Origin of the sequence: Proteiniphilum sp. X52 (assembly GCF_003712195.1) — a bacterium.
Lineage (GTDB): Bacteria > Bacteroidota > Bacteroidia > Bacteroidales > Dysgonomonadaceae > Proteiniphilum.
The window spans coordinates 1-19,596 of record NZ_RDSD01000002.1; the positions used below are offsets into that span (position 1 = coordinate 1).

16 protein-coding genes and 1 tRNA gene are annotated in these 19,596 nt (G+C 45.8%); 7 read left to right on the forward strand and 10 right to left on the reverse strand.

The genetic code is table 11. The features are described from left to right. Positions 1-399: 399 nt before the first annotated feature. The 3 genes from D7D25_RS02430 to D7D25_RS02445 form a co-directional block, all read right to left on the reverse strand. Entirely contained in the window at positions 400-585 is a 186-nt protein-coding gene (locus D7D25_RS02430; RefSeq protein ID WP_122967379.1) for a DUF6722 family protein, read from the reverse strand. A 747-nt stretch (positions 586-1,332) separates the two neighbouring features. After that, a complete protein-coding gene (locus tag D7D25_RS02440) occupies positions 1,333-1,824 on the reverse strand; it encodes a TlpA disulfide reductase family protein (protein ID WP_122967381.1) in 492 nt (163 codons plus the stop codon). A 259-nt stretch (positions 1,825-2,083) separates the two neighbouring features. Next, positions 2,084-3,055 carry a DUF5106 domain-containing protein gene (locus tag D7D25_RS02445; RefSeq protein ID WP_122967382.1) on the reverse strand — a complete coding sequence of 324 codons (972 nt, stop codon included), beginning with the start codon at positions 3,053-3,055 and terminating at the stop codon, positions 2,084-2,086. Positions 3,056-3,318: 263 nt separating this feature from the next. On the opposite strand from D7D25_RS02445, the gene D7D25_RS02455 reads away from it, so the two are divergent. Further along, entirely contained in the window at positions 3,319-5,151 is a 1,833-nt protein-coding gene (locus tag D7D25_RS02455; protein WP_122967384.1) for a DNA polymerase III subunit gamma/tau, read from the forward strand. Between the two features lie 68 nt (positions 5,152-5,219). Then, positions 5,220-5,951 (forward strand): M15 family metallopeptidase, encoded by a 732-nt coding sequence (locus tag D7D25_RS02460; RefSeq protein ID WP_122967385.1) that lies wholly within the window; start codon positions 5,220-5,222, stop codon positions 5,949-5,951. 48 nt (positions 5,952-5,999) lie between these two features. Here D7D25_RS02460 and D7D25_RS02465 read toward each other — a convergent pair whose 3' ends face one another. Beyond that, positions 6,000-7,538: a YifB family Mg chelatase-like AAA ATPase gene (locus D7D25_RS02465; protein WP_122967386.1), complete on the reverse strand. Its 1,539-nt coding sequence runs from the start codon at positions 7,536-7,538 to the stop codon at positions 6,000-6,002. Between the two features lie 23 nt (positions 7,539-7,561). Continuing rightward, the gene (locus D7D25_RS02470) at positions 7,562-8,605 is read right to left on the reverse strand and encodes a thioredoxin family protein (protein WP_158602517.1); all 1,044 of its coding nucleotides are present in this window, start codon (positions 8,603-8,605) and stop codon (positions 7,562-7,564) included. A 570-nt stretch (positions 8,606-9,175) separates the two neighbouring features. On the opposite strand from D7D25_RS02470, the gene D7D25_RS02475 reads away from it, so the two are divergent. Next, entirely contained in the window at positions 9,176-10,165 is a 990-nt protein-coding gene (locus D7D25_RS02475; protein WP_122967593.1) for a glycosyltransferase family 2 protein, read from the forward strand. Here D7D25_RS02475 and upp read toward each other — a convergent pair. After that, complete coding sequence (upp, locus tag D7D25_RS02480; protein ID WP_122967388.1) at positions 10,162-10,821, reverse strand: uracil phosphoribosyltransferase; 660 nt, start codon at positions 10,819-10,821, stop codon at positions 10,162-10,164. The genes D7D25_RS02475 and upp overlap by 4 nt on opposite strands. A 367-nt stretch (positions 10,822-11,188) precedes the next feature. Between upp and pckA the strand changes: the two genes are divergently transcribed. Further along, positions 11,189-12,781, forward strand: a complete 1,593-nt coding sequence (pckA, locus tag D7D25_RS02490; protein ID WP_122967390.1) for a phosphoenolpyruvate carboxykinase (ATP) — start codon at positions 11,189-11,191, stop codon at positions 12,779-12,781. 187 nt (positions 12,782-12,968) lie between these two features. Here the strand turns inward: pckA and D7D25_RS02495 are convergent, their stop codons facing one another. Then, positions 12,969-13,724, reverse strand: coding sequence for a DUF1080 domain-containing protein (locus tag D7D25_RS02495; RefSeq protein ID WP_255417149.1), 756 nt, complete (start codon positions 13,722-13,724; stop codon positions 12,969-12,971). A gap of 714 nt (positions 13,725-14,438) precedes the next feature. Here D7D25_RS02495 and D7D25_RS02500 point away from each other — a divergent pair. Together D7D25_RS02500 and D7D25_RS02505 are read left to right on the forward strand one after the other, a co-directional pair. After that, positions 14,439-15,278: a M23 family metallopeptidase gene (locus D7D25_RS02500; protein WP_122967392.1), complete on the forward strand. Its 840-nt coding sequence runs from the start codon at positions 14,439-14,441 to the stop codon at positions 15,276-15,278. Further along, positions 15,253-15,711, forward strand: a complete 459-nt coding sequence (locus D7D25_RS02505) for a polymer-forming cytoskeletal protein (RefSeq protein WP_122967393.1) — start codon at positions 15,253-15,255, stop codon at positions 15,709-15,711. The genes D7D25_RS02500 and D7D25_RS02505 overlap by 26 nt, the downstream gene beginning before the upstream one ends. A gap of 126 nt (positions 15,712-15,837) precedes the next feature. Here D7D25_RS02505 and D7D25_RS02510 read toward each other — a convergent pair. Then, positions 15,838-15,909: transfer RNA gene (locus D7D25_RS02510), tRNA-Arg, on the reverse strand. Positions 15,910-16,050: 141 nt separating this feature from the next. On the opposite strand from D7D25_RS02510, the gene D7D25_RS02515 reads away from it, so the two are divergent. Then, positions 16,051-16,551: a flavodoxin gene (locus tag D7D25_RS02515; RefSeq protein ID WP_122967394.1), complete on the forward strand. Its 501-nt coding sequence runs from the start codon at positions 16,051-16,053 to the stop codon at positions 16,549-16,551. 171 nt (positions 16,552-16,722) lie between these two features. Here D7D25_RS02515 and D7D25_RS02520 read toward each other — a convergent pair whose 3' ends face one another. Both D7D25_RS02520 and D7D25_RS02525 read right to left on the reverse strand, forming a co-directional pair. Further along, positions 16,723-18,054, reverse strand: coding sequence for a DUF1080 domain-containing protein (locus tag D7D25_RS02520; RefSeq protein WP_370453823.1), 1,332 nt, complete (start codon positions 18,052-18,054; stop codon positions 16,723-16,725). Between the two features lie 95 nt (positions 18,055-18,149). Continuing rightward, positions 18,150-19,571 carry a Gfo/Idh/MocA family oxidoreductase gene (locus D7D25_RS02525; RefSeq protein ID WP_122967395.1) on the reverse strand — a complete coding sequence of 474 codons (1,422 nt, stop codon included), beginning with the start codon at positions 19,569-19,571 and terminating at the stop codon, positions 18,150-18,152. Positions 19,572-19,596 lie beyond the last annotated feature (25 nt).

The following is a 19,596-nucleotide window of genomic DNA, read 5'->3' on the forward strand; positions in this document are numbered from 1 at the left end:
GTTCCCGATCCATTGCCCGGTTGCCCCCTCGGATGAGCCTTATATCGAATTTCTGTTCGTCAGTACTTCAGATTTGCATGACTTCCTTCAGATTCAGGGTCACCCCTGACACCCTTGTCATTCGCTAATGTTTCCTAGCTGGCTCGGCACATACAGGGACTTACACCCTGCCAGTTTAATACCATGCCCGACGTACAAAAAAATCTACCACTCGATAAATGGTAGAACTTAATTAATAAACAGAAAAAGGTAAGGATTGCTCCCTACCTTTTTCTAATTAATTTTTATTTGATTGCTCACTATGTGGTCGATTATCTTGTTTTCTGTCCTGTACTGTAAAATAAATAAAACCGACTATTGCTATCAAAGATACAGCACTTGAAATTAAAATTGTTGCCATTATTTCTCTCCTTTCTTTTTATCTTGCACAAGCAATAAACCTAATACGAGTGTAATAACTACTGCTAAAATAACAGATAGATAAACCCAAATGTTTTGGATTTCACTAAAAACAGTTGACAACAAAATTGCCGTTGTCATATATTTAGCAATATCCATCAACCATTTACCAAATTCTTTTTTCATACGCAAATGTAATGTTTTTTAATTGATTAATACTAATTGTTGCAATAAAAATTTCGATTAACCTATACATCGAAAGGTAAGTAATTTAAAGATTGCAACGGAAAGCCCGGGCAGGTAGGCAAACGCCCGAACATATTGGTAACTGATTGAAAAAAATTATAAAATCCTCCTCACCCCAACGACAAATCACGCTTTGTATATCAAACACTTAACAAACATTTTTTCATCTGCGTTGTTATATAATAACATCACTTTACAAACCATTTATTAAACATTTTAAAATTAGTTTATTATGAAAACTAATTTTTTCCTATTAAAAATCTTATTTGTCATACCGATTCTTTCCATCTTATTATTTGCTTCTTGTGATAGTGACCGTTCCAATAGTAAGCCCGTAAGCGAGGAAAAGATAACTAAGGAAGAGCGACAAGCAAAAGCCGGGATTGCAGGGAAAGAAGTTAGAGAACTTATGAAGATTATTGAAGAGCCTGGGTGTTCCCGATCCATTGCCCGGTTGCCCCCTCGGATGAGCCTTATATCGAATTTCTGTTCGTCAGTACTTCAGATTTGCTGATGACTTCCTTCAGATTCAGGGTCACCCCTGACACCCTTGTCATTCGCTAATGTTTCCTAGCTGGCTCGGCACATACAGGGACTTACACCCTGCCAGTTTAATACCATGCCCGACGTACAAAAAACGGGTACCGAATTATATTTCGATGCCCGTTTTTAATTCATTATAAAAACTTAAAGGATTGTTTTCAAATCTTCGGGAGTGATATTCATCGCGATGATTACTCCGTTCTCATCTATTAAGTAGTTACGGAACTCCCTGTCCAGTTTGAAATCTTTATGGGTCTCTGAACCGGTCCCACTTATCTCATAGAATTGAGATATATTCTCCAGCCTATCCATAATCAATGTTCTTTCCACAACATTCCTGTTTTCATCGAAAGCCACTGAAACAAATTCAACATCACTATTGCTATTTTGCAGATAGTTATAGAGTTGAACATTGTTCGCTCTGGATTGGGCATGGTAAGTGGCCCAAAAATTGACCACCACTTTTTTGCCTTTATAATCGCCCAGGTTACGGTAATTACCTTCCGAATCCGTCAAAACAATATCAGGGATCATCTCTCCCGGATGATAACCCGTGGAAGGCAACGCTGTTTTTACCGAACCGGATGATAACACGAATGCCACCACCGATACAAGGCAAAAGCTCAAGTACTTCATAAAAATTTAGTTAGATTAATACTCAGATAAAGCCATTGCTTCACGCAGCAGACTAAATCCATTAACTATACGACTTTTCGCTAAAAGTCTCATTCTTAGGCTTGCAAAAGTACGTCACTTTTTCCTATCGGGAAACTATTTTGCCAAAAAAAATATTTCTAAATGTTAATATCAATGTCTGGTTAAAAATAAAGGCTTGATTATAAGTCAATTACATAACCACCCGAAAGCTTGGCCAAGACGACGGCTTTTGCATACACTAACGAACAGAGAAAAATGACTCAACCGCCTCTATGGAGGTATCTTTCAGGATCACTTTTTTCTCCTTGTTCAACAGATAAAGGGTGGGAAACGCTTTAATATCGTACAATCTCCTTTTTGTAATTTCTCCGCTTTTATCATATGCATATATCCATTGGGCAGGTATCTCGGAGAGATGTGCCTTCCACTCTTCCGGATCACTATCGGGAACAAGGGCGAGAATGGTGAGCATGGTACGTGTCGGGCTGTTCAAAGCCATCGCATCCTTCAACTCTGCAGACTCCCTGAGGCGCTCTGTCACCGCGGCACAGGTAGAACAGCCGGGATTGGTAAACATCACCAGCGTATATTCACTCTTGAGGTCATACAGGCGGAATGATTGTCCCGAAGAGACCGTATATGTAAAATCATTGGCACTCTCCCCAACACGGTTCTGTCTGGACATTTCTTGTTGGAATCCATAGCGCGACCGTTTCTCTTCCGTCAGCAACGGTGAGCTCACCATCTCCTGCAATACCGGTAAATAATACTCCTCGTTGCGAAAAGGGGAATTTGGATCGTAGAGATATTTTTCAAATAATTCCGTAAAATGCACATACATCATTGTATCGACCGCTGCCTTCTGTAACGTATATACAACTGAAACATCTGCATTTTCCCGGGGCACGTAACCGAGGATATTGATATAATCCACAAAAGCCTGCTCCGTAATTTCCGGCCGCTGGATCAGACTACGATCGGCAAAATCAAACCTGTCCCAGTAATGCATTACCAAATATTTAGCCCTCTCCTGGGGATCTTTCATCATTTCAGGTATCTGGGGCAGAATAAACGTGTCATGCACGATGGTTTGCACCTGCGCGGTTTTCTCGTCAGGGGCTTCCGTCCGCGCTTTTTTACTGGAGAGACAGGAAAAGCCAACTATCAGCATCGCCCCCGCCAACACTATGATTGAAAAAATATGTTTCATTTTCTATATGTTCAATTATAACAGACTATTTTTTCAGAAGTAGTTCGATTACACCTCAAAATTACATGATTTTCTTTTTAAAACCACACATACGGGCAAAAATACCATTTTCTCATAAAAGAAGATGGGAGATGACCGACAGACAAGTTCAGAATATTTTTCGTATATTTGTAGAATATAAGATGCGTCTCGGGCAAGCTCAAACAAGCTTGGCTTGCCTCCCGACTTTCATTATATTTGTAGAATAATTGCCCAATAGAGCTATGGACACATTTGTTGTTTCCGCGCGAAAATACAGACCCTCCACATTCAAGTCAGTAGTGGGACAGGAGGCCCTCACCACCACGCTGAAAAATGCGATTGCCGGTAATAAGCTGGCACACGCCTACCTGTTCAGCGGGCCGCGAGGGGTGGGCAAGACCACCTGTGCCCGCATTTTCGCGAAAACCATCAATTGCCTCAACCCCGCTGTGGACCATGAGGCATGTAACCAATGCGAATCGTGTGTGGCGTTCAACGAACAGCGCTCCTATAACATCCACGAATTGGATGCCGCCTCCAATAATGGGGTAGATGATATCCGCAGCCTGATCGACCAGGTGCGTGTCCCACCACAGATAGGGAGATATAAGGTGTACATCATCGACGAGGTGCACATGCTTTCCCAGGCAGCTTTCAACTCTTTCCTGAAAACACTGGAAGAGCCGCCGGCACATGCCATCTTTATTCTTGCCACTACGGAGAAACAGAAGATTATCCCTACTATCCTGTCGCGTTGCCAGGTATATGATTTCAACCGCATCACCATTGCCGATACGGTCGCCCATCTGCAATATGTGGCCGGTCAGGAAGGGGTAAAGACTGAAGCGGAAGCGTTGAACATCATCGCTCAAAAAGCAGACGGGGGGATGCGCGACGCGCTCTCCATCTTCGACCAGACAGTGAGCTATACCGGAGGGAACATCACTTACCAGGCTGTGATTGAAAACCTGAATGTACTCGACTATGAATATTATTTCAGGTTGTCCGACGCCATCCTTGACGGCAATGTGGTGGACTGCCTGCTGATATTGAACGATATCCTCAACAGGGGCTTTGAAGGACAATACATTATCAGTGGTATTTCCAATCATTTCCGCGATCTGCTGGTATGCAGGGATCCTTTGACCGCACAGCTCTTCCAGGTAGGGGCCTCCATCCGTGAGCGATACATCGCAATGGCCCAAAGGTGCAGCAACCAATTCCTGTATCAGGCCATTGAAATATCGAATGAATGCGACCTGAACTACCGGCTTAGCAAGAACAAACGACTCCTGTTAGAACTGACGCTGATAAGGCTATGCCAGCTATCTACTCCGGATGGCGCATCCGCCTTAAAAACGGAAAAAAAAAGAACCATTGAACCGATAACCCCGAAAGAAAAACCGACACCAACAGATACCCGACAAGAGAGGGCTCCCGAAAAGGAAAAAATCTCTGACAGAGAAGACACCTCGCAAAAAAAGACAAACTCCGCAAAAGAAGATGACTCCAGAAAAAAAGATGTTTCAGGAACTGAACCCGATGTGCAGAAACCGGCAGCAAGCAGCATACGTAAGCCTGCTGAAGCAGCCGCGACACTGAAAAAGAGAACGGTTTCCCTCGCGGGGATGGGCGTGTCACTTTCCTCCATCTCAAATAAGAAAGAAGAAGAGACCTCCTCCTCCGCTACGGACATGCAACAGCACAATGGAAACAATCTCTTCACCGAGAATGAGCTGATAAACGCTTGGAAGGAATATGCAAACAACCTGGATGAAGAGAAACTTCTCAAGAATACCATGACGCTCTATCATCCCAGAATGCTAAGCGACACGCTGTTCGAAGTGGAAGTGAATACGGAGCTTAACAAGCAATACCTCACCGACCACAGTATCGCGCTTCTCTCTTTCCTGAGGGAGAAATTAAACAATGGCGATATCACCATGACCATCAGGATCTCAGAGGTGAATGCCATTAAAAAACCGCTGACTTCCCGTGAGATATTCGACGAGATGGTACAACAAAACCCTTCACTCCAAAAACTTTCCGATGAGTTCGGACTGGAACTGAGTTAACAGTCCGTTTCATCGGGTCGCCTCTTCAGGAAAAAGTCGAACAGGAAAAGCCATAAAAATCGTCCTCGATGAAAATCATTCTTTCCCTTTTTTCCATCCTCTGCTTTTTTTATTCATGCACTGAGTGCAAAAGAGACAAACGACCGCTGACAGGGAGCGGAGATACGACGGCAGGGTGCGGACAACCCTCTGAAATTGCCGGCACAACTCGAAACTACTGGTTTCACGATACCTTGGAAGTCGCTGAGACGACATCGGCAGGGAATGATACCATCATCGATGCCGATTATAGTTTTGAAGAAGCGATCGCCGGTACCAAAGCACCCCCGGGCATTATCAATCAATTAACCCTTTTCGGGGTAGTGTATCTCTCCACCGACGGAAAGATCCATTGCGGGCAGATCCTTTCCAACAAGACAATAGCAAATGATATCAAGAAGATTTTCAGGTTCATGCTTGACAAAGGTTTCGTCATTGAGAAGGCAATCCCTATTGTAAAATACGGCTGGAACGACAGTCTGTCAATGGAGGATAATAACAGTTACAGCTTCTGCTACCGCGACATTGCATATTCCAAACATGCGACGGGGATGGCCATTGACATCAACCCGCGGTTCAATCCTTTACGATGGAAAACAGAAGATCGTCCCAACAAACCCCAAGGAGCGGTACTGGACACCACGGTAAACGGCACCCTCTATCCCGGTCACCCGGTAGTGGAAGAGTTCCGCAGACTCGGTTTCCGATGGGGACACTCCTTTACAAAATTCCACGACGATCATCATTTTGAGAAAAAGTGAAAAAGTGGGAAAGCGGGAAGGCGCGTTTCAATTTCCCACCTTTCCACCTTACAACGCCCAATTCTCCCTGTCGAGATTCCGGTAGTTGATCGCCTCCGCCAAGTGCGGGGGTTGCACCTGTTGACTCCCGTCGAGATCAGCAATAGTTCGGGATACTTTCAGTATACGGTCGTAGGCACGGGCGGATAGATGGAGTCTTTCCATCGCTGCCTGTAGCAATTTCATCCCTTTTTGGTCGGGTGAGGCATATTCACGCAACATCCTTCCGTTCATCTGGGCATTACAAAAGACACCTTTCCTGTTTCTGAAGCGGTGCAACTGAATCTCCCTTGCTTTCACAACCCTATTGCAGATATCCGCGCTCCGTTCCGCCGGTATGCTGTCGGAGATCTTTTTGAACGGAACCGGCACTATCTCTATCTGGATATCAATCCGGTCGAGAAGTGGTCCGGAGACTCTGTTGAGATATTTTCGCACCGCCCCGGGAGGGCATACACACTCTTTGTCGGGGTGATTATGGTAGCCGCAGGGGCAGGGATTCATCGCCGCCACCAGCATAAATCCGGCAGGATAATCTACCGTGAATTTGGCGCGTGATATAGTGATCTTACGATCTTCCAACGGCTGTCGCATCACTTCAAGCACATTTCTACTGAACTCCGGCAACTCGTCGAGAAAAAGCACGCCATTATGTGCCAGGCTTATTTCACCGGGTTGGGGGTATGAACCTCCTCCCACCATCGCCACATCGCTGATAGTATGGTGGGGTGAACGAAAGGGACGGTTGGTCATGAGGGAACTGCCCAGGCCGGTCTTTCCTGCCACACTGTGTATCTTCGTCGTCTCTAACGCCTCTTCCAACGAAAAAGGAGGCAGGATAGAGGGCATTCGTTTTGCCATCATCGACTTGCCGGATCCCGGCGGACCAACCATAATAACGTTATGGCTTCCGGCAGCAGCCACCTCTAACGCCCGCTTCACATTCTCCTGTCCCTTTACATCGGAAAAATCGAACGCGAAAGAAGAGCGCCCTTCCAAAAACTCTTTCCGCAAATCGACCGTTGTAGGTTGCAACTTCTCTTCACCGTTAAAAAAAGCGACCACCTCGCGGATATTGTTTACTCCATAAACCTCCAATCCCTCTACTACGGCTGCCTCTTTCGCATTTGCCACAGGCAGGATAAACCCTTTGAATCCGTTCTCCCTCGCCATCAATGCGATAGGGAGCCCTCCCTTTAAAGGGAGAATGGTTCCGTCGAGCGACAATTCACCCATCATCAGGTAATCACCCAGCCTGGCGGAAGCCACGGAGCCGGAGGCGGCGAGGATACCGACGGCCAGTGGCAGGTCGTAAGCCGAACCTTCCTTCCGGATATCGGCAGGCGACATATTGATAACGATCTGTTGACGCGGGAATTTCAGCCCGTTCACTTCAATGGCGGATACGACGCGTTCATGACTTTCCTTCACGGAAGTGTCGGGCAGGCCTACCAGCATGAACCTGATCCCTCTTGAACAGTTCACTTCAATGGTAATGAGCGTTGCATCGATACCTTGCACAGCCGCTCCAAACAATTTGACCAGCATGTTACCAAGTCTTTTTTTCGCGGTTACTCCTCGGAAGAATTTCTGATCGCATTCGCTACTCCCTGCGCGGGAATATTGCGCACTTTGATATGGCCGTCAGGGGTGATCAGAATATTGAAGGGTATATATTGCACATTGTACGCCTCCACGATATCCGAACCCCAACTTCTTTTCTCGGGAACCACCCTCCAGGGAATGGAATCATTCTCCACATATTCCACCGGATAGATATCCGAATCGATGTACACAGTCAGGAACTCCACGCTGTCCCTATTGACTTGCCGGTAAGCTTCTTTCAGCAGATCGATCGTTTCGCGTGACTCGATTCCCGCTGTGGAAACGAAAGAGAGCAGCAGATATTTCCCATTAAACTCATGAGAATAAATATTTCCGCCCTCTTTATCTTTAAGCATAAAATAGGGCATACGCACCCCTTCAGCCGAACGGTTGATCTTTTCAGAATAGGATCTCAACCGGGCTGCGAACGGAGTATGGGTCACATTTCCCTGTAAATACGCCAGTACACGTTCCAGCGCCTGGGGATTGTCACTGTTTATGAAAAAATTATTGATAAGGATAAGACTGGAGAATCTCGCGGGGTTCTTTTTTATAAATTCTTCAGCTTGTGATATCAGTTCGTGATTGAGTAATTGCAACTTGGCAATCTCATCATGACGGATGACTGACTTATTGCCGATAGTGTCCCACTGCGATTCCATACTCAGGTTAAGCAACAACTGACCGCGTTGGGCAAGCAATTCCCGGTTTTCCGTCTTGAACAGCGTGAGATCATTATTAATCTCATTTCCGTTCACCTCAATGAGATCCGGCAATAACGCGTCTCCTTTCACTTTCAGGGTCTGACCCTTATCAGCAAAAACCACGGCAGCGCTCTCGTAATTATTCAGATAGAGCGAAAAGGAGGTAAGTGTATCGATCTGACTTTTGTAATTGAACTTTCCTTTTCCATCCACAGTGATGGTATCGATGGCAAGCGTATCGGCAGAAAGAAAGGTGACCAGGATATAGGGATTTTCCAAATTCGAAATCTCCCCCCTGATGAGCATCCCATCCCCATTTTTACAGGATACGACGGAATATAAAACAAGTAAGTAAACAGCTATTTTACAAAACCTTACCATACACCAACCACTTCTCTTCTCTCATTTTTACTGATACTCTGCCATCTTTTCGCAACTTGCCAAAAAACAATATTTATTCAGAAGGACAAAGATATTCTATTTTTTTATATATTCAATTATTTTTCACATTTATTTAACTGTTTTTTGTTTTTAAACGAGAAATCCGGAAGTGGAAGACTGTTTTGAATTTTTTCATCCATTGTTTTTAGCCATTTTTTGTGATGGATTTGGATTTTCATTCATTGAGATGTGGCGGTGCACTGGAAAGAAATGAAAATTCGAAGGCGCGGAAAAGGGCAAAAAACAAGATGAAAGAGTGGAAAAACAAGTGTGATATGATTTCTCGTGCAATTCTAAACAGTATCTGAGAAGAAAAAGATATAAGAGGAATCAGGTCGAGGCTTAAAAAGTGAGAGAATAAGAAGAGATCGATGGCCTGTAATGGGAAAATAAAATAAAATAATTAGCTTTGCGTTGAATAAACGGGTGGATATTATGTTTTTTTCAATTATTATACCTCTCTATAATCGTCCTGATGAAGTGGACGAACTTCTTGCAAGCCTCTGTGAACAAACAGACAAACGATTTGAAGTAGTAATCGTTGAGGATGGGTCTACCCGAAAAAGCGATGCCGTAGTGACAAAATATCGCGATAAACTCGATCTTACTTACTTCGAGAAGCCCAATTCCGGGCCGGGCCTTACCAGAAATGCGGGTGCGGCCCGGGCAAAATACGATTATCTCATCTTCTTCGACTCGGATTGCATCATACCCCCCGGTTACATAGGGACTGTTTCCCAGGCCCTCCGTGAGGAGTACGCCGATGCTTATGGGGGCCCCGACGCCGCACACCCTACGTTCACCACAATACAAAAAGCGATCAATTACTCCATGACCTCTTTCTTTACCACCGGCGGAATTCGCGGCAGTAAAAGGTCTTTGGAGAAATTCAATCCCCGGAGTTTCAATTTTGGAGTTTCCAAAAAAGCATTCGATAGGATAGGAGGATATGGTTCTATGCGCTTTGGAGAGGATATCGACCTTAGCCTGCGATTACTCAGCAACGGCTTCCGGACGGCACTTATCCCCGGTGCTTTTGTCTACCACAAACGAAGGAGCACCTTCGGGCAATTCTTCAAGCAGGTGTATAATTCTGGCATAGCGCGTATCAACCTGCATCTTGCCCACCCCGGATCACTGAAGACAGTACATCTGTTACCCGCCTTTTTTGTCACCGGTATGACATTAACCCTGATCCTGTCGGTCATCCACCCTCCGTTTCTTCTTATTCCGCTGTCTTACTCGCTACTGGTCTTCATCGACTCCCTCATAAAAAACGGATCATCCGGCGTGGCGCTTTACAGTATAGCAGCAGCCTGGATCCAATTGACGGGCTATGGCACAGGTTTTTTATCCGCCCTATGGAAACGGTTGATTTTGAAAAAAGGTGAATTCAAAGCGTTCGAAAAAAATTTTTATGATTAAATCTTCTCACCGTAGGCAAGGTCACCCGCATCCCCGATACCCGGCACGATATAGGACGATTCATTCAGGCCGGGATCAATGGCGGCAGCCCAGATAGTTGTTTTCTCTTCAGGAAAATTGGCGATGCAATAGTCTATCGCCTGTCTGCTGGCAATGATCGTGGCTATGTGGATATTTGCCGGCGTACCTTTGGTAAGCAGCGCCCTGTAGGTTAACTCCATACTGGTTCCTGTCGCCAGCATCGGATCGACCAGGATCAAGGTTTTCCCCTCTATCGAGGGCGACGCGATATATTCGATATGGATGTCGAACGACTGATGGCCGGTCTCTTTGTATTTCCTGTATGCGGAGACGAATGCATTTTCCGCTCCGTCGAAATAATTTAACATGCCATGATGGAACGGAAGTCCGGCCCTGAGAATAGTAGCGATTACAATATCCTCTTCCGGCACACTCACCTCAGCCATATCAAGCGGGGTGCTTACTTCAATTTTCTTGTAATGGAATCCTTTACTGATTTCGTAAGCCATGATCTCACCGATCCGTTCTATGTTTCGGCGGAAACGGAGCCGGTCGTTCTGAATGGTGACATCCCTTATTTCACGGATAAAAGAGTTAAGTAAAGAGTTACTGTCCGAAAAGTTGTTTACTTCCATTTTTATAAATCAATTTTATCTCTTCCAGCTTATCACGGTGTGGAACAAATATTTCCAATTCACGCAAGAGACAGCATAAGCAAGCTTATCCTCGGCTCGGTTGACTCGACGGGATTGTTCCGCTACCGACTGGACGAAGTAATTATTTCCGGAAAACAAAGGTAATGATTTTCTCTGCTTGGCTAAACTTTTCACCCTCTTTTTTTGTTGAAAAGCAGATCCGCGGATAAAAAACACCCAATTAAAGAAAAATTTCTTTAATTATTTTCCTGTTTAAAAGAATTTGTATATTTTTGTATGCCTGTTTTTAGGTTAGTCCACATGCAAGTTTTTTTCTTTCATAATATTAAACCCAAATTTTATCAAAATGGCAAATTTAGATTTGAGCAAGTATGGCATTACGGGCGATTTTGAAGTCGTTCATAATCCTTCCTACGAGACGCTTTACCAGGATGAAATGAATCCGGCGAACGAAGGTTTCGAGAGAGCTAAATTAACGAAGAGCGGCGCCACAGCCGTTTACACCGGCAAATTCACCGGCCGTTCTCCCAAAGATAAATTCATCGTTGAAGATGACATCACAAGAGACACACTGTGGTGGGATGGCACTATCAACCGTCCTTGTACCCGTGAAGCATTCGACTACTGCAAGGGATTGGTGGCCAACCAGCTTTCCAAAGCAAAAAAACTCTATGTAGTGGACACTTTCTGCGGCACCAACGCCGACACACGCATGAAAGTGCGTTTCGTGATGGAAGTGGCCTGGCAGGCCCACTTCGTGACCAATATGTTCATTCGTCCCTCACACTACGAGCTGGCCCACTACGGTGAGCCCGATTTCGTATGCTTGAACGGTTCGAAAGTGACCAACGACAAATGGCAAGAGCAGGGACTGAACTCTGAGAACTTCACGCTGTTCGACCTTACCCAGAGAATGCAGGTCATTGGCGGCACCTGGTACGGCGGTGAAATGAAAAAAGGCATGTTCGCCCTGATGAACTACTATCTGCCGTTGAAAGGAATTGCTTCGATGCACTGCTCTGCCAACGTGGGCGAAGATGGCGACGTGGCGGTATTCTTCGGTCTGTCCGGAACAGGAAAAACCACTTTGTCGGCCGACCCGAAACGTTACCTGATCGGAGACGACGAGCATGGATGGGATGAACATGGAGTATTCAACTACGAAGGGGGTTGTTATGCAAAAGTGATCAACCTGAGCGAACAAAACGAACCGGACATCTGGCGGGCTATCCGCCGCGACGCGCTTCTGGAAAACGTAACTGTGGATGATGAAGGTAATATCGATTTCGCTGACGGTTCCACGACTGAGAACACCCGCGTTTCGTATCCTATCTACCACATCAGCAAGATCGTTCTTCCCTCACGGGCCGGTCACGCCAACAAAATCATCTACCTGTCGGCCGACGCATTCGGCGTATTGCCTCCGGTGTCTATCCTCGACGACAACCAGGCACAGTACCACTTCCTCTGCGGATTTACTTCCAAACTGGCAGGCACCGAGCGTGGCATCACCGAGCCGCAGCCATCCTTCTCTCCCGCCTTCGGAGAAGCGTTCCTCACGCTGCATCCCACTGTGTATGCAAAAACATTGGTTGAAAAGATGAACCAGCACAACGCCAAAGCATATCTGGTGAATACCGGCTGGAACGGAACAGGAAAACGTATTTCTCTGAAAGATACCCGCGCCATCATCGACGCGATCATCGACGGTTCAATCGAAAATGCGGAAAAGGTACACATCCCGATCATGAACCTGACGGCTCCCGCAAAACTGGAAGGCGTTTCCGACATCCTCGACCCGCGTAATACTTACGCCGACAAGAGCGAATGGGAAGCCAAAGCCAAGAAACTGGCCGCCATGTATATCGAAAACTTCAAACAATATTGCGACAACGATGCTGCCATAGCATTGATCCCTTCAGGACCGCAATTAGACTGACAAGTTATTGGGAATTTGCCTAACGGTTAATTTTCACGGCGTATTCGTCGTCCTTTGTCCATAAAAAACCCGCTTCTCAGCTATGAGGCGGGTTTTTTCTTTGGTTTCGGTTTGTCACCGGACCCTGCTAATTATTTTTCAGTGCTCCGTGAAGGCACAGTGAAAGAGGATATCAGTAGTTTGTGATTTACTCTTCCAGTATCATGATCTCCACTTTCCGGAAGTCGATAGGATGTCCCTCGCTCTGCAGGGAGATAGTGCCACGGCTCAGCATTTTGTCGCCACCATTGAGTTCAACCAGCTTGGCATAAGTGGCGTCCCTTTCGTCGAGTTGCGGCTGAGAGTACTGAAGCACGGTATCGCCATTGACGATATGCCTGATCACTTCGTGGCCCCTCACCTCCACTTCGGCGGTAATCCAATCCTCTCCGTAAAAATAACCGGCAGAGGAGTTGACACAATGATCCAGAATCAACTCGCCGTCCATGACTATATGGGTGCCCGGCGTACATACATTCATATTGGTACGCTCCACCAGGGAGTCGCTGCCCAGCAACTGCACCTCGATGGAAGTAGGGAAATCCTGACCTTTCTCCATCGATCCGGGTGTCTGTCCGTGGATCATGATGCCGCTGTTTTTATATGCCCAACCGGGTGCCCCCGGACATTGCTCTCCTACAATACGATACTCAACACGAAGCTTATAGTGCGAGAACTGATCTTTGTAGAACAGGTGTCCGAACCGGTTATCAAATGAATCATAGCCCCCATCGTAGCGCACTTTGATCATTCCATCTTCTACCCGGAAGGTATTTCCGAAATTATCTCCCATTTCATATCCGGTAATTTTCGGTGTCCATCCGGTCATATCTTTACCGTTAAAGAGCTGTACCCATTCGGCTTCACCGCTGCTTTTCCCGTTACAGGAAACCAGAAATGCCATTGAAATAACACTGAAAAAAATGAATAACTTGCTATAGTTCATGATCGTGAGCGGTTTAAATAAACATTTTCTTTTTCTTCCCTTGCGCCTCACCGAAATCCAAACAAATTTGTTTTTGGCTTCGGTTTGTCGTCAGTTGTTTTACCGAGCGTGAAAAATATTTAATGTCATTGAATAATAAGGCACAAAGATAATTGTTTTTTCAAGTTTCGCAAGGTTTCCTCTTTAGTTTCACCCATTTCAAACCCATAGCCAACCGCCAGGATAGACTGTTAGTATATTTTTTGTTTTGACAACATTATTAAAGTAATTTTCTCGTTACAATATCACTTATCGATTTTTTTTATATGTCGCCTTGGCATACACGACAAACATCTGTTTATTAGCATATTTAGTTCTTTTTGTTCTAAACAGGCTGAGGCGCGGCAATTCTTCCGCGTCCTGTTGGAGCAAATAATTTTTGCGAAATAATCGTATAGTTTAACTTAAAAATCGACAGAAAACATCGATTAAAAAATCGTAAATAAAATCTTATTCAAATATTTATTGTTATTTTTGCTTGACTGTCAGGTATTTTTTCAATAGCGTGCGATAAAATGATCACGCCACGAAGGCTGAACACAATGCGCTTATAATCAATACGTTTAAGTATAGATACATTTTTTTACCGGATTGTTCTTGCCGTAATTCACTTAAAACTGGTAAAGTGTAGCAATGAAACATAAGACCTCAGTTCTAATTGTTAATTCCAGGGAGAAGACCAGCAAAGTCCGTCAGGTACCCACTCACATCATTATCCACTGGCGGAAATATGCGGCATTTCTCTCATTGCTTATCATCTGTTTTATCCTGGTTTCCGGTTTTCTGATCTATCAGAATACCAGTCGGGTTTATCAGGAAAGGCTGGACAGGGCCAATTATATCCGGAACCGGATCGATCTCCAGAAAGCCCTCACCGCTTTTGCCTCCATCGATTCGGGGATGTACCGGATCAACTCATTCCTTCAGGACAGGGGGTTGGAAAAGTTGAAAATGGACAATATGGGGGGGATAAGCACTGAATTTGACATCACAAATATCAATGATTTTGCCGATTTTTATCAAAAGCAGGTATTGGGGTTGGAGGAAACCTTAAACTCGGTGCCGATAGGCAAACCATTTGACGGAAAAATAACTTCGGAATATGGGTATCGCCGTAACCCGTTCACGGGAAAGAACACGGAGTTTCATGGGGGCATAGATTTTAAAGGCCAGGTGGGAGACAGCATTAAAACCACCGGTTGCGGGATAGTTACTTTTGCCGGATACAAAGGCGGATACGGGAGATGCGTGATCATTGAACACGATAAGAATCTCCAAACGTTGTACGCGCACCTCTGGCAGATCCATGTGAAGAAAGGTGATTATGTGCGGAGCGGACAATTTATCGGATTGATGGGCAATTCCGGCAGGAGCACGGGCTCACATTTACATTATGAAATTATTTATAACAGGAAGAGAATCAACCCTAAAAAATACATAGGTATTGATGAAGAGGAAGAAATTTATGGCTAAAGAAGAGAGAAAAAAGGATATCGGGGTTTCAAAGTTGGATTCCCTGCCTATCACCACCGTAGTCGGTAACGACATGGTTTTCAAAGGGGATATTCACGGTGACGGCATTGTCCGGATCGACGGCAAAGTGGAAGGAAACATATCGTCAAAACAAGGCATCATCTTGGGAGAAAAAGCAAATGTAGAAGGTTTTTTGGAAAGCGATCATATCATTATCTTCGGACATATCAAAGGCTCTGTGAAAAGTAAAGAACTGGTTTTAAAAACTACCGGATCGGTCCAAGGCGATATCGTTTCGGATTTGTTGGAAGTAGAAATGGGCAGCAAGTACGATGGAACCATGAAAATCGGGCAACAAGAAGTGTACAACGACGGCACACAGGGCAAAGCAAAAGGAGCGACAGAACAACAGGAAGCGGGAAAAACAAAGTGATAAACCGGAACTTGTAACGCTCTCCCCTCTTTATGGAACCCTTGCAGGACATTGACATCGCAAATGTATGTTTTGCCGTAAGAGAGCTATCAAAAACCCTGTCTTTTGTAAGGACAGGGTTTTAAGTAGCTCCGCCGGGAATCGAACCCGGATCTACGGTTTAGGAAACCGCTATTCTATCCATTGAACTACAGAGCCGGAAAGAAATGCAAAAGTAGTATTTTTCCCTTTATCCGCAAAAGAAACCGACATAAGAAAAGCGATTTGCACCACACACAGACAAACAATTTTCATTGTAAGTTGTTAATCAATAGATCCCAAAAAGTCATTACAAGAATTATGAATAAAATAGCTATTCTGTACGGTTCATCCGGCGGGAACGCAGAATCTGTGGCAAGGCAGGTGCAGGACCTGTTCGACGGAAACGCGGACCTATACAATGTGGAGCATGTCTCCATTGATGAAATAAAAGATTATCCCTACTTCGTATTAGGCACCTCCACGACAGGGATCGGTGATCTGCAGGACGATTGGGACGGATTTCTCCCGAGTTTTGCCGGAATGGATTTCACCGGAAAAAAGGTCGCCATTTTCGCCCTGGGTGACAGTGCTTCCTACTCGACCAGTTTTGCCGAATCGATGAAAGTGGTCTATGACGAGATAAGTGATAAGGCCGAGATTGTGGGACGTGTCCCTGATGAAGGCTACACTTACGACGATTCCACCGCTGTGATGGATGGCTTTTGGGTAGGTCTTCCCATCGACGAGGATAATGAGTACGATCTGACCGAGGAGCGCCTGACAAAATGGGTCGAAACTTTAAAAGAAGAATTCCCCTGACCGGGCTTGTCTATTCCTGCAATGCAGGGCTACTCCTTGCCCGATTCTCCGGAAACGAAGAAACTGTTTCAAGTGGGTAGCCACTATTGTTGTCGTATGAAATAAGGAGAACAAACTCCCTTCTTTCAGGAACAAGTTCTCCTCTTTCTTGCGCTTGAGGCAGGAATGGCACTAATCCAGTTCCTTTATCTTGATGTTCTGGAACCATACCTCATCACCATGATCCTGCAGGAGAATCAATCCCTCCTGGGCATTGCCGAAATTAGGCCAGTCCTTGTATTTGCTGTAGTTCACCAGTGCCTCCCACATCTGGTTGTTCCGTTGGTATTCGATGATCTTGACGCCATTGAGCCAATGCTCCACATGATTCCCCTTGACAATCACCATGGCGGTATTGAAGAATCCGCCACGGAAAGGTTTATCCTTGGGCGCGGGTATCAAGTCGTAGAGCGAACCCAGTGTACGGTTGCCTTCCACACCGAGTTTTGCATCGGGATGGCTCTTGTCGTCCAGTATCTGGAATTCACAACCGATAGCCGATCCTTCCCCTTTATTCAGGTTGGTATCCACAAAATATTTAATCCCGCTATTAGCACCTTCAGTAATCCTGAAATCTACTTTCAGCATAAAGTTCTTGTAGGGGCGGGTAGTAACGATATCGCCTCCGTTGGTGGATTCGCCTCCACCGCTTTTATGCACTTTCAGCACACCGTTATCGATAGACCATCCTTTTTGGGGAAAATGATCCAATTTCGCACCTCTCCATCCTTCGGTGGTCTTGCCGTCCCACAGCAGCTTCCATCCCTCCGCCGCTTCCCGTTCAGAGATCGTATTGGCGATGGCATTGATCTGCTTGACTTTATCATTTTCAGGGGTTCTAAACCGCTCCAGATCTTGTGTAAGTATCCTGATATTGCGCCAGGCGACACTCTTTCCTTCCAGGCCGGCATTACCGATAGAATGCACCTGCAGGGCAATAAAACCCGATGGTGTGGTATTATCCAGCAGGTCGGCGCAGGGAACGCCGTTCACCCATGTACGGATAGAGCTGCCAATAGCCTCGATGCGGGCTTTGTTCCACTCTCCGGTTTTGAATGCTTTCTGCCCTTCCGGATTGTAGTTCATTGGGTAGAGCCATCCGCGACGCGCTTCATCATAGACACCGCCCGTCCATGCCCTGGAGGAAGGATCGATTTCGAACTGGTAACCATGGACACGACCGTTCTGGTACTCTTTCAGGCTGTTACTCCGGAACTGGACACCGGAATTCAGACCCTCGTCGACCTTGAACTCAAACTCCAGGATAAAATCGCCATACATTTTCTTTGTGGCGAGGAATGTATTGGGAGTATTCATTTTTGAAATACCGACGATGGCATTGTCCTCTATTTTGTATTCCGCAGTACCGTTCAGTTTTTCCCATCCGCGCAGGTTACGCCCATTGAACAGGTTTTCCCATTTCGGTTCCTGCCCCCATGCAGAAATGGTTACTATCGCCACCATAGCTGTTATTACTATTTTTTTCATCATTGCTTTTGTTTGTTGAAGTTAGAAATTAGAAGTGGGGATTTTCCCGACTTGACTGTTGACTCTAAAATTTAAATCTTATAAAAATCTTCCCATCCTTTTCTGGGTGGCTCTCCGATGAGGTAAGCATCCGCAAAGGCATCGTTGGTCACCCTCTTGGTATTGCGGTCGAACACAATCTTACGGTTTAGCCGCTGTGCCGCCACACCCAGGCAAAACACCTGGCTCAATGGGGCAGATATCTCAAACGGGGAACGTGTTTTCTCCTTGCCTTGGCAAGCCAGTAAGAAATTGGCGAAATGGTCGGAAGGGCTCTTCGGCACTTCGGGGAGCTGTTTCTCCATAGCCCTCGCCTTCTCTTCCGGAATGATGCTTAGCGTGCTGCCATGCGATCCGCCCTTGAAGGTAAGCTCCTTGCTATAGATCTCTTTACCCGGATTCAACTTGGCCGGTTGTATCTTTCCACCTCCCACGGAAGGAATATTGGGATCGAGTTCCGACACACCGTATCCGTCGGGAACAGACGGGATATTGTCCAGACCATCATACCAGGTGATAACCAGCGGCGGCATGGTGCCCCGTGCCGGGAACTTGAATTCTATGGTGCTCGACATCGGGAAGAAATAATCGTTATGATCTTTTAGTTTCAATGGAGTGATTTCTTCCGGTAGACCCAGATCGAGGAATTCGTGCACCGTGTCGATAATATGCGCGCCCCAATCGCCCAAGGCTCCCATGCCGAAATCATACCAGCAGCGCCACTGTCCGTAATGGAAATCCTTGTTGTAGTCATGGTATCGCTGTGCCATCGACCATATATCCCAGTCCAATGTTTCGGGAATAGGTTCGGCAGCGGGGAATTTTTTGATATTGGGATCCCATCCGTGCCAGCGGCGCGGGTTGTTCATATGCGCCGTGACAGCCGTCACATCTTTGATAATACCAGCCTCTTTCCAAGCTTTAAACTGGAAGTAGTTGGCCTCCGAATGGCCTTGGTTACCCATCTGGGTGACCACATTCGGATACTTCTTTGCCGCTTTCAGGAGCAGTTCCGACTCATGAAAAGTACGGGTCAGGGGTTTTTCCACGTAAACATGTTTACCTTCGGCCATCGACATCATTACCGCCGGGAAGTGGGCAAAGTCGGGCGTGGCAATAGCCACTGCCTCAATCTCGTTACCCATCTTGTCGAACATTTCCCTGAAATCTTTGAACCGTTTTGCCTTTGGAAACTTGTCGAGTGCCTTCTTGGTATGTTCAGCTCCCAAATCAACGTCACAAAGGGCAACCACGTTGGCCAATCCCGTCTTGTCGAAATCGTTGATGATTTCCCATCCCCTGTTTCCAATACCGATATGGGCCAGATTCACCTTTTTATTGGCACCTGCAACCCTACTGTAACTGGCGGCACTCATTGTAGTCGATATGCCGCCCATGGCAAGCCCTGCGGATGCCAGAGCCGCGTTTCTGATAAATTCTCTTCTCGTTGTCATGATATGTATATATGGAGTTATAGAA

Excerpts from the sequence above, each read along its gene's own strand:
- D7D25_RS02430 (WP_122967379.1), bottom strand. The coding sequence starts at position 585 with ATGAAAAAAGAATTTGGTAAATGGTTGATGGATATTGCTAAATATATG.
- D7D25_RS02440 (WP_122967381.1), bottom strand. The coding sequence starts at position 1,824 with ATGAAGTACTTGAGCTTTTGCCTTGTATCGGTGGTGGCATTCGTGTTA.
- D7D25_RS02445 (WP_122967382.1), bottom strand. The coding sequence starts at position 3,055 with ATGAAACATATTTTTTCAATCATAGTGTTGGCGGGGGCGATGCTGATA.
- D7D25_RS02455 (WP_122967384.1), top strand. The coding sequence starts at position 3,319 with ATGGACACATTTGTTGTTTCCGCGCGAAAATACAGACCCTCCACATTC.
- D7D25_RS02460 (WP_122967385.1), top strand. The coding sequence starts at position 5,220 with ATGAAAATCATTCTTTCCCTTTTTTCCATCCTCTGCTTTTTTTATTCA.
- D7D25_RS02465 (WP_122967386.1), bottom strand. The coding sequence starts at position 7,538 with ATGCTGGTCAAATTGTTTGGAGCGGCTGTGCAAGGTATCGATGCAACG.
- D7D25_RS02470 (WP_158602517.1), bottom strand. The coding sequence starts at position 8,605 with ATGCTCATCAGGGGGGAGATTTCGAATTTGGAAAATCCCTATATCCTG.
- D7D25_RS02475 (WP_122967593.1), top strand. The coding sequence starts at position 9,176 with ATGTTTTTTTCAATTATTATACCTCTCTATAATCGTCCTGATGAAGTG.
- upp (WP_122967388.1), bottom strand. The coding sequence starts at position 10,821 with ATGGAAGTAAACAACTTTTCGGACAGTAACTCTTTACTTAACTCTTTT.
- pckA (WP_122967390.1), top strand. The coding sequence starts at position 11,189 with ATGGCAAATTTAGATTTGAGCAAGTATGGCATTACGGGCGATTTTGAA.
- D7D25_RS02495 (WP_255417149.1), bottom strand. The coding sequence starts at position 13,724 with ATGGCATTTCTGGTTTCCTGTAACGGGAAAAGCAGCGGTGAAGCCGAA.
- D7D25_RS02500 (WP_122967392.1), top strand. The coding sequence starts at position 14,439 with ATGAAACATAAGACCTCAGTTCTAATTGTTAATTCCAGGGAGAAGACC.
- D7D25_RS02505 (WP_122967393.1), top strand. The coding sequence starts at position 15,253 with ATGAAGAGGAAGAAATTTATGGCTAAAGAAGAGAGAAAAAAGGATATC.
- D7D25_RS02515 (WP_122967394.1), top strand. The coding sequence starts at position 16,051 with ATGAATAAAATAGCTATTCTGTACGGTTCATCCGGCGGGAACGCAGAA.
- D7D25_RS02520 (WP_370453823.1), bottom strand. The coding sequence starts at position 18,054 with ATGGTGGCGATAGTAACCATTTCTGCATGGGGGCAGGAACCGAAATGG.
- D7D25_RS02525 (WP_122967395.1), bottom strand. The coding sequence starts at position 19,571 with ATGACAACGAGAAGAGAATTTATCAGAAACGCGGCTCTGGCATCCGCA.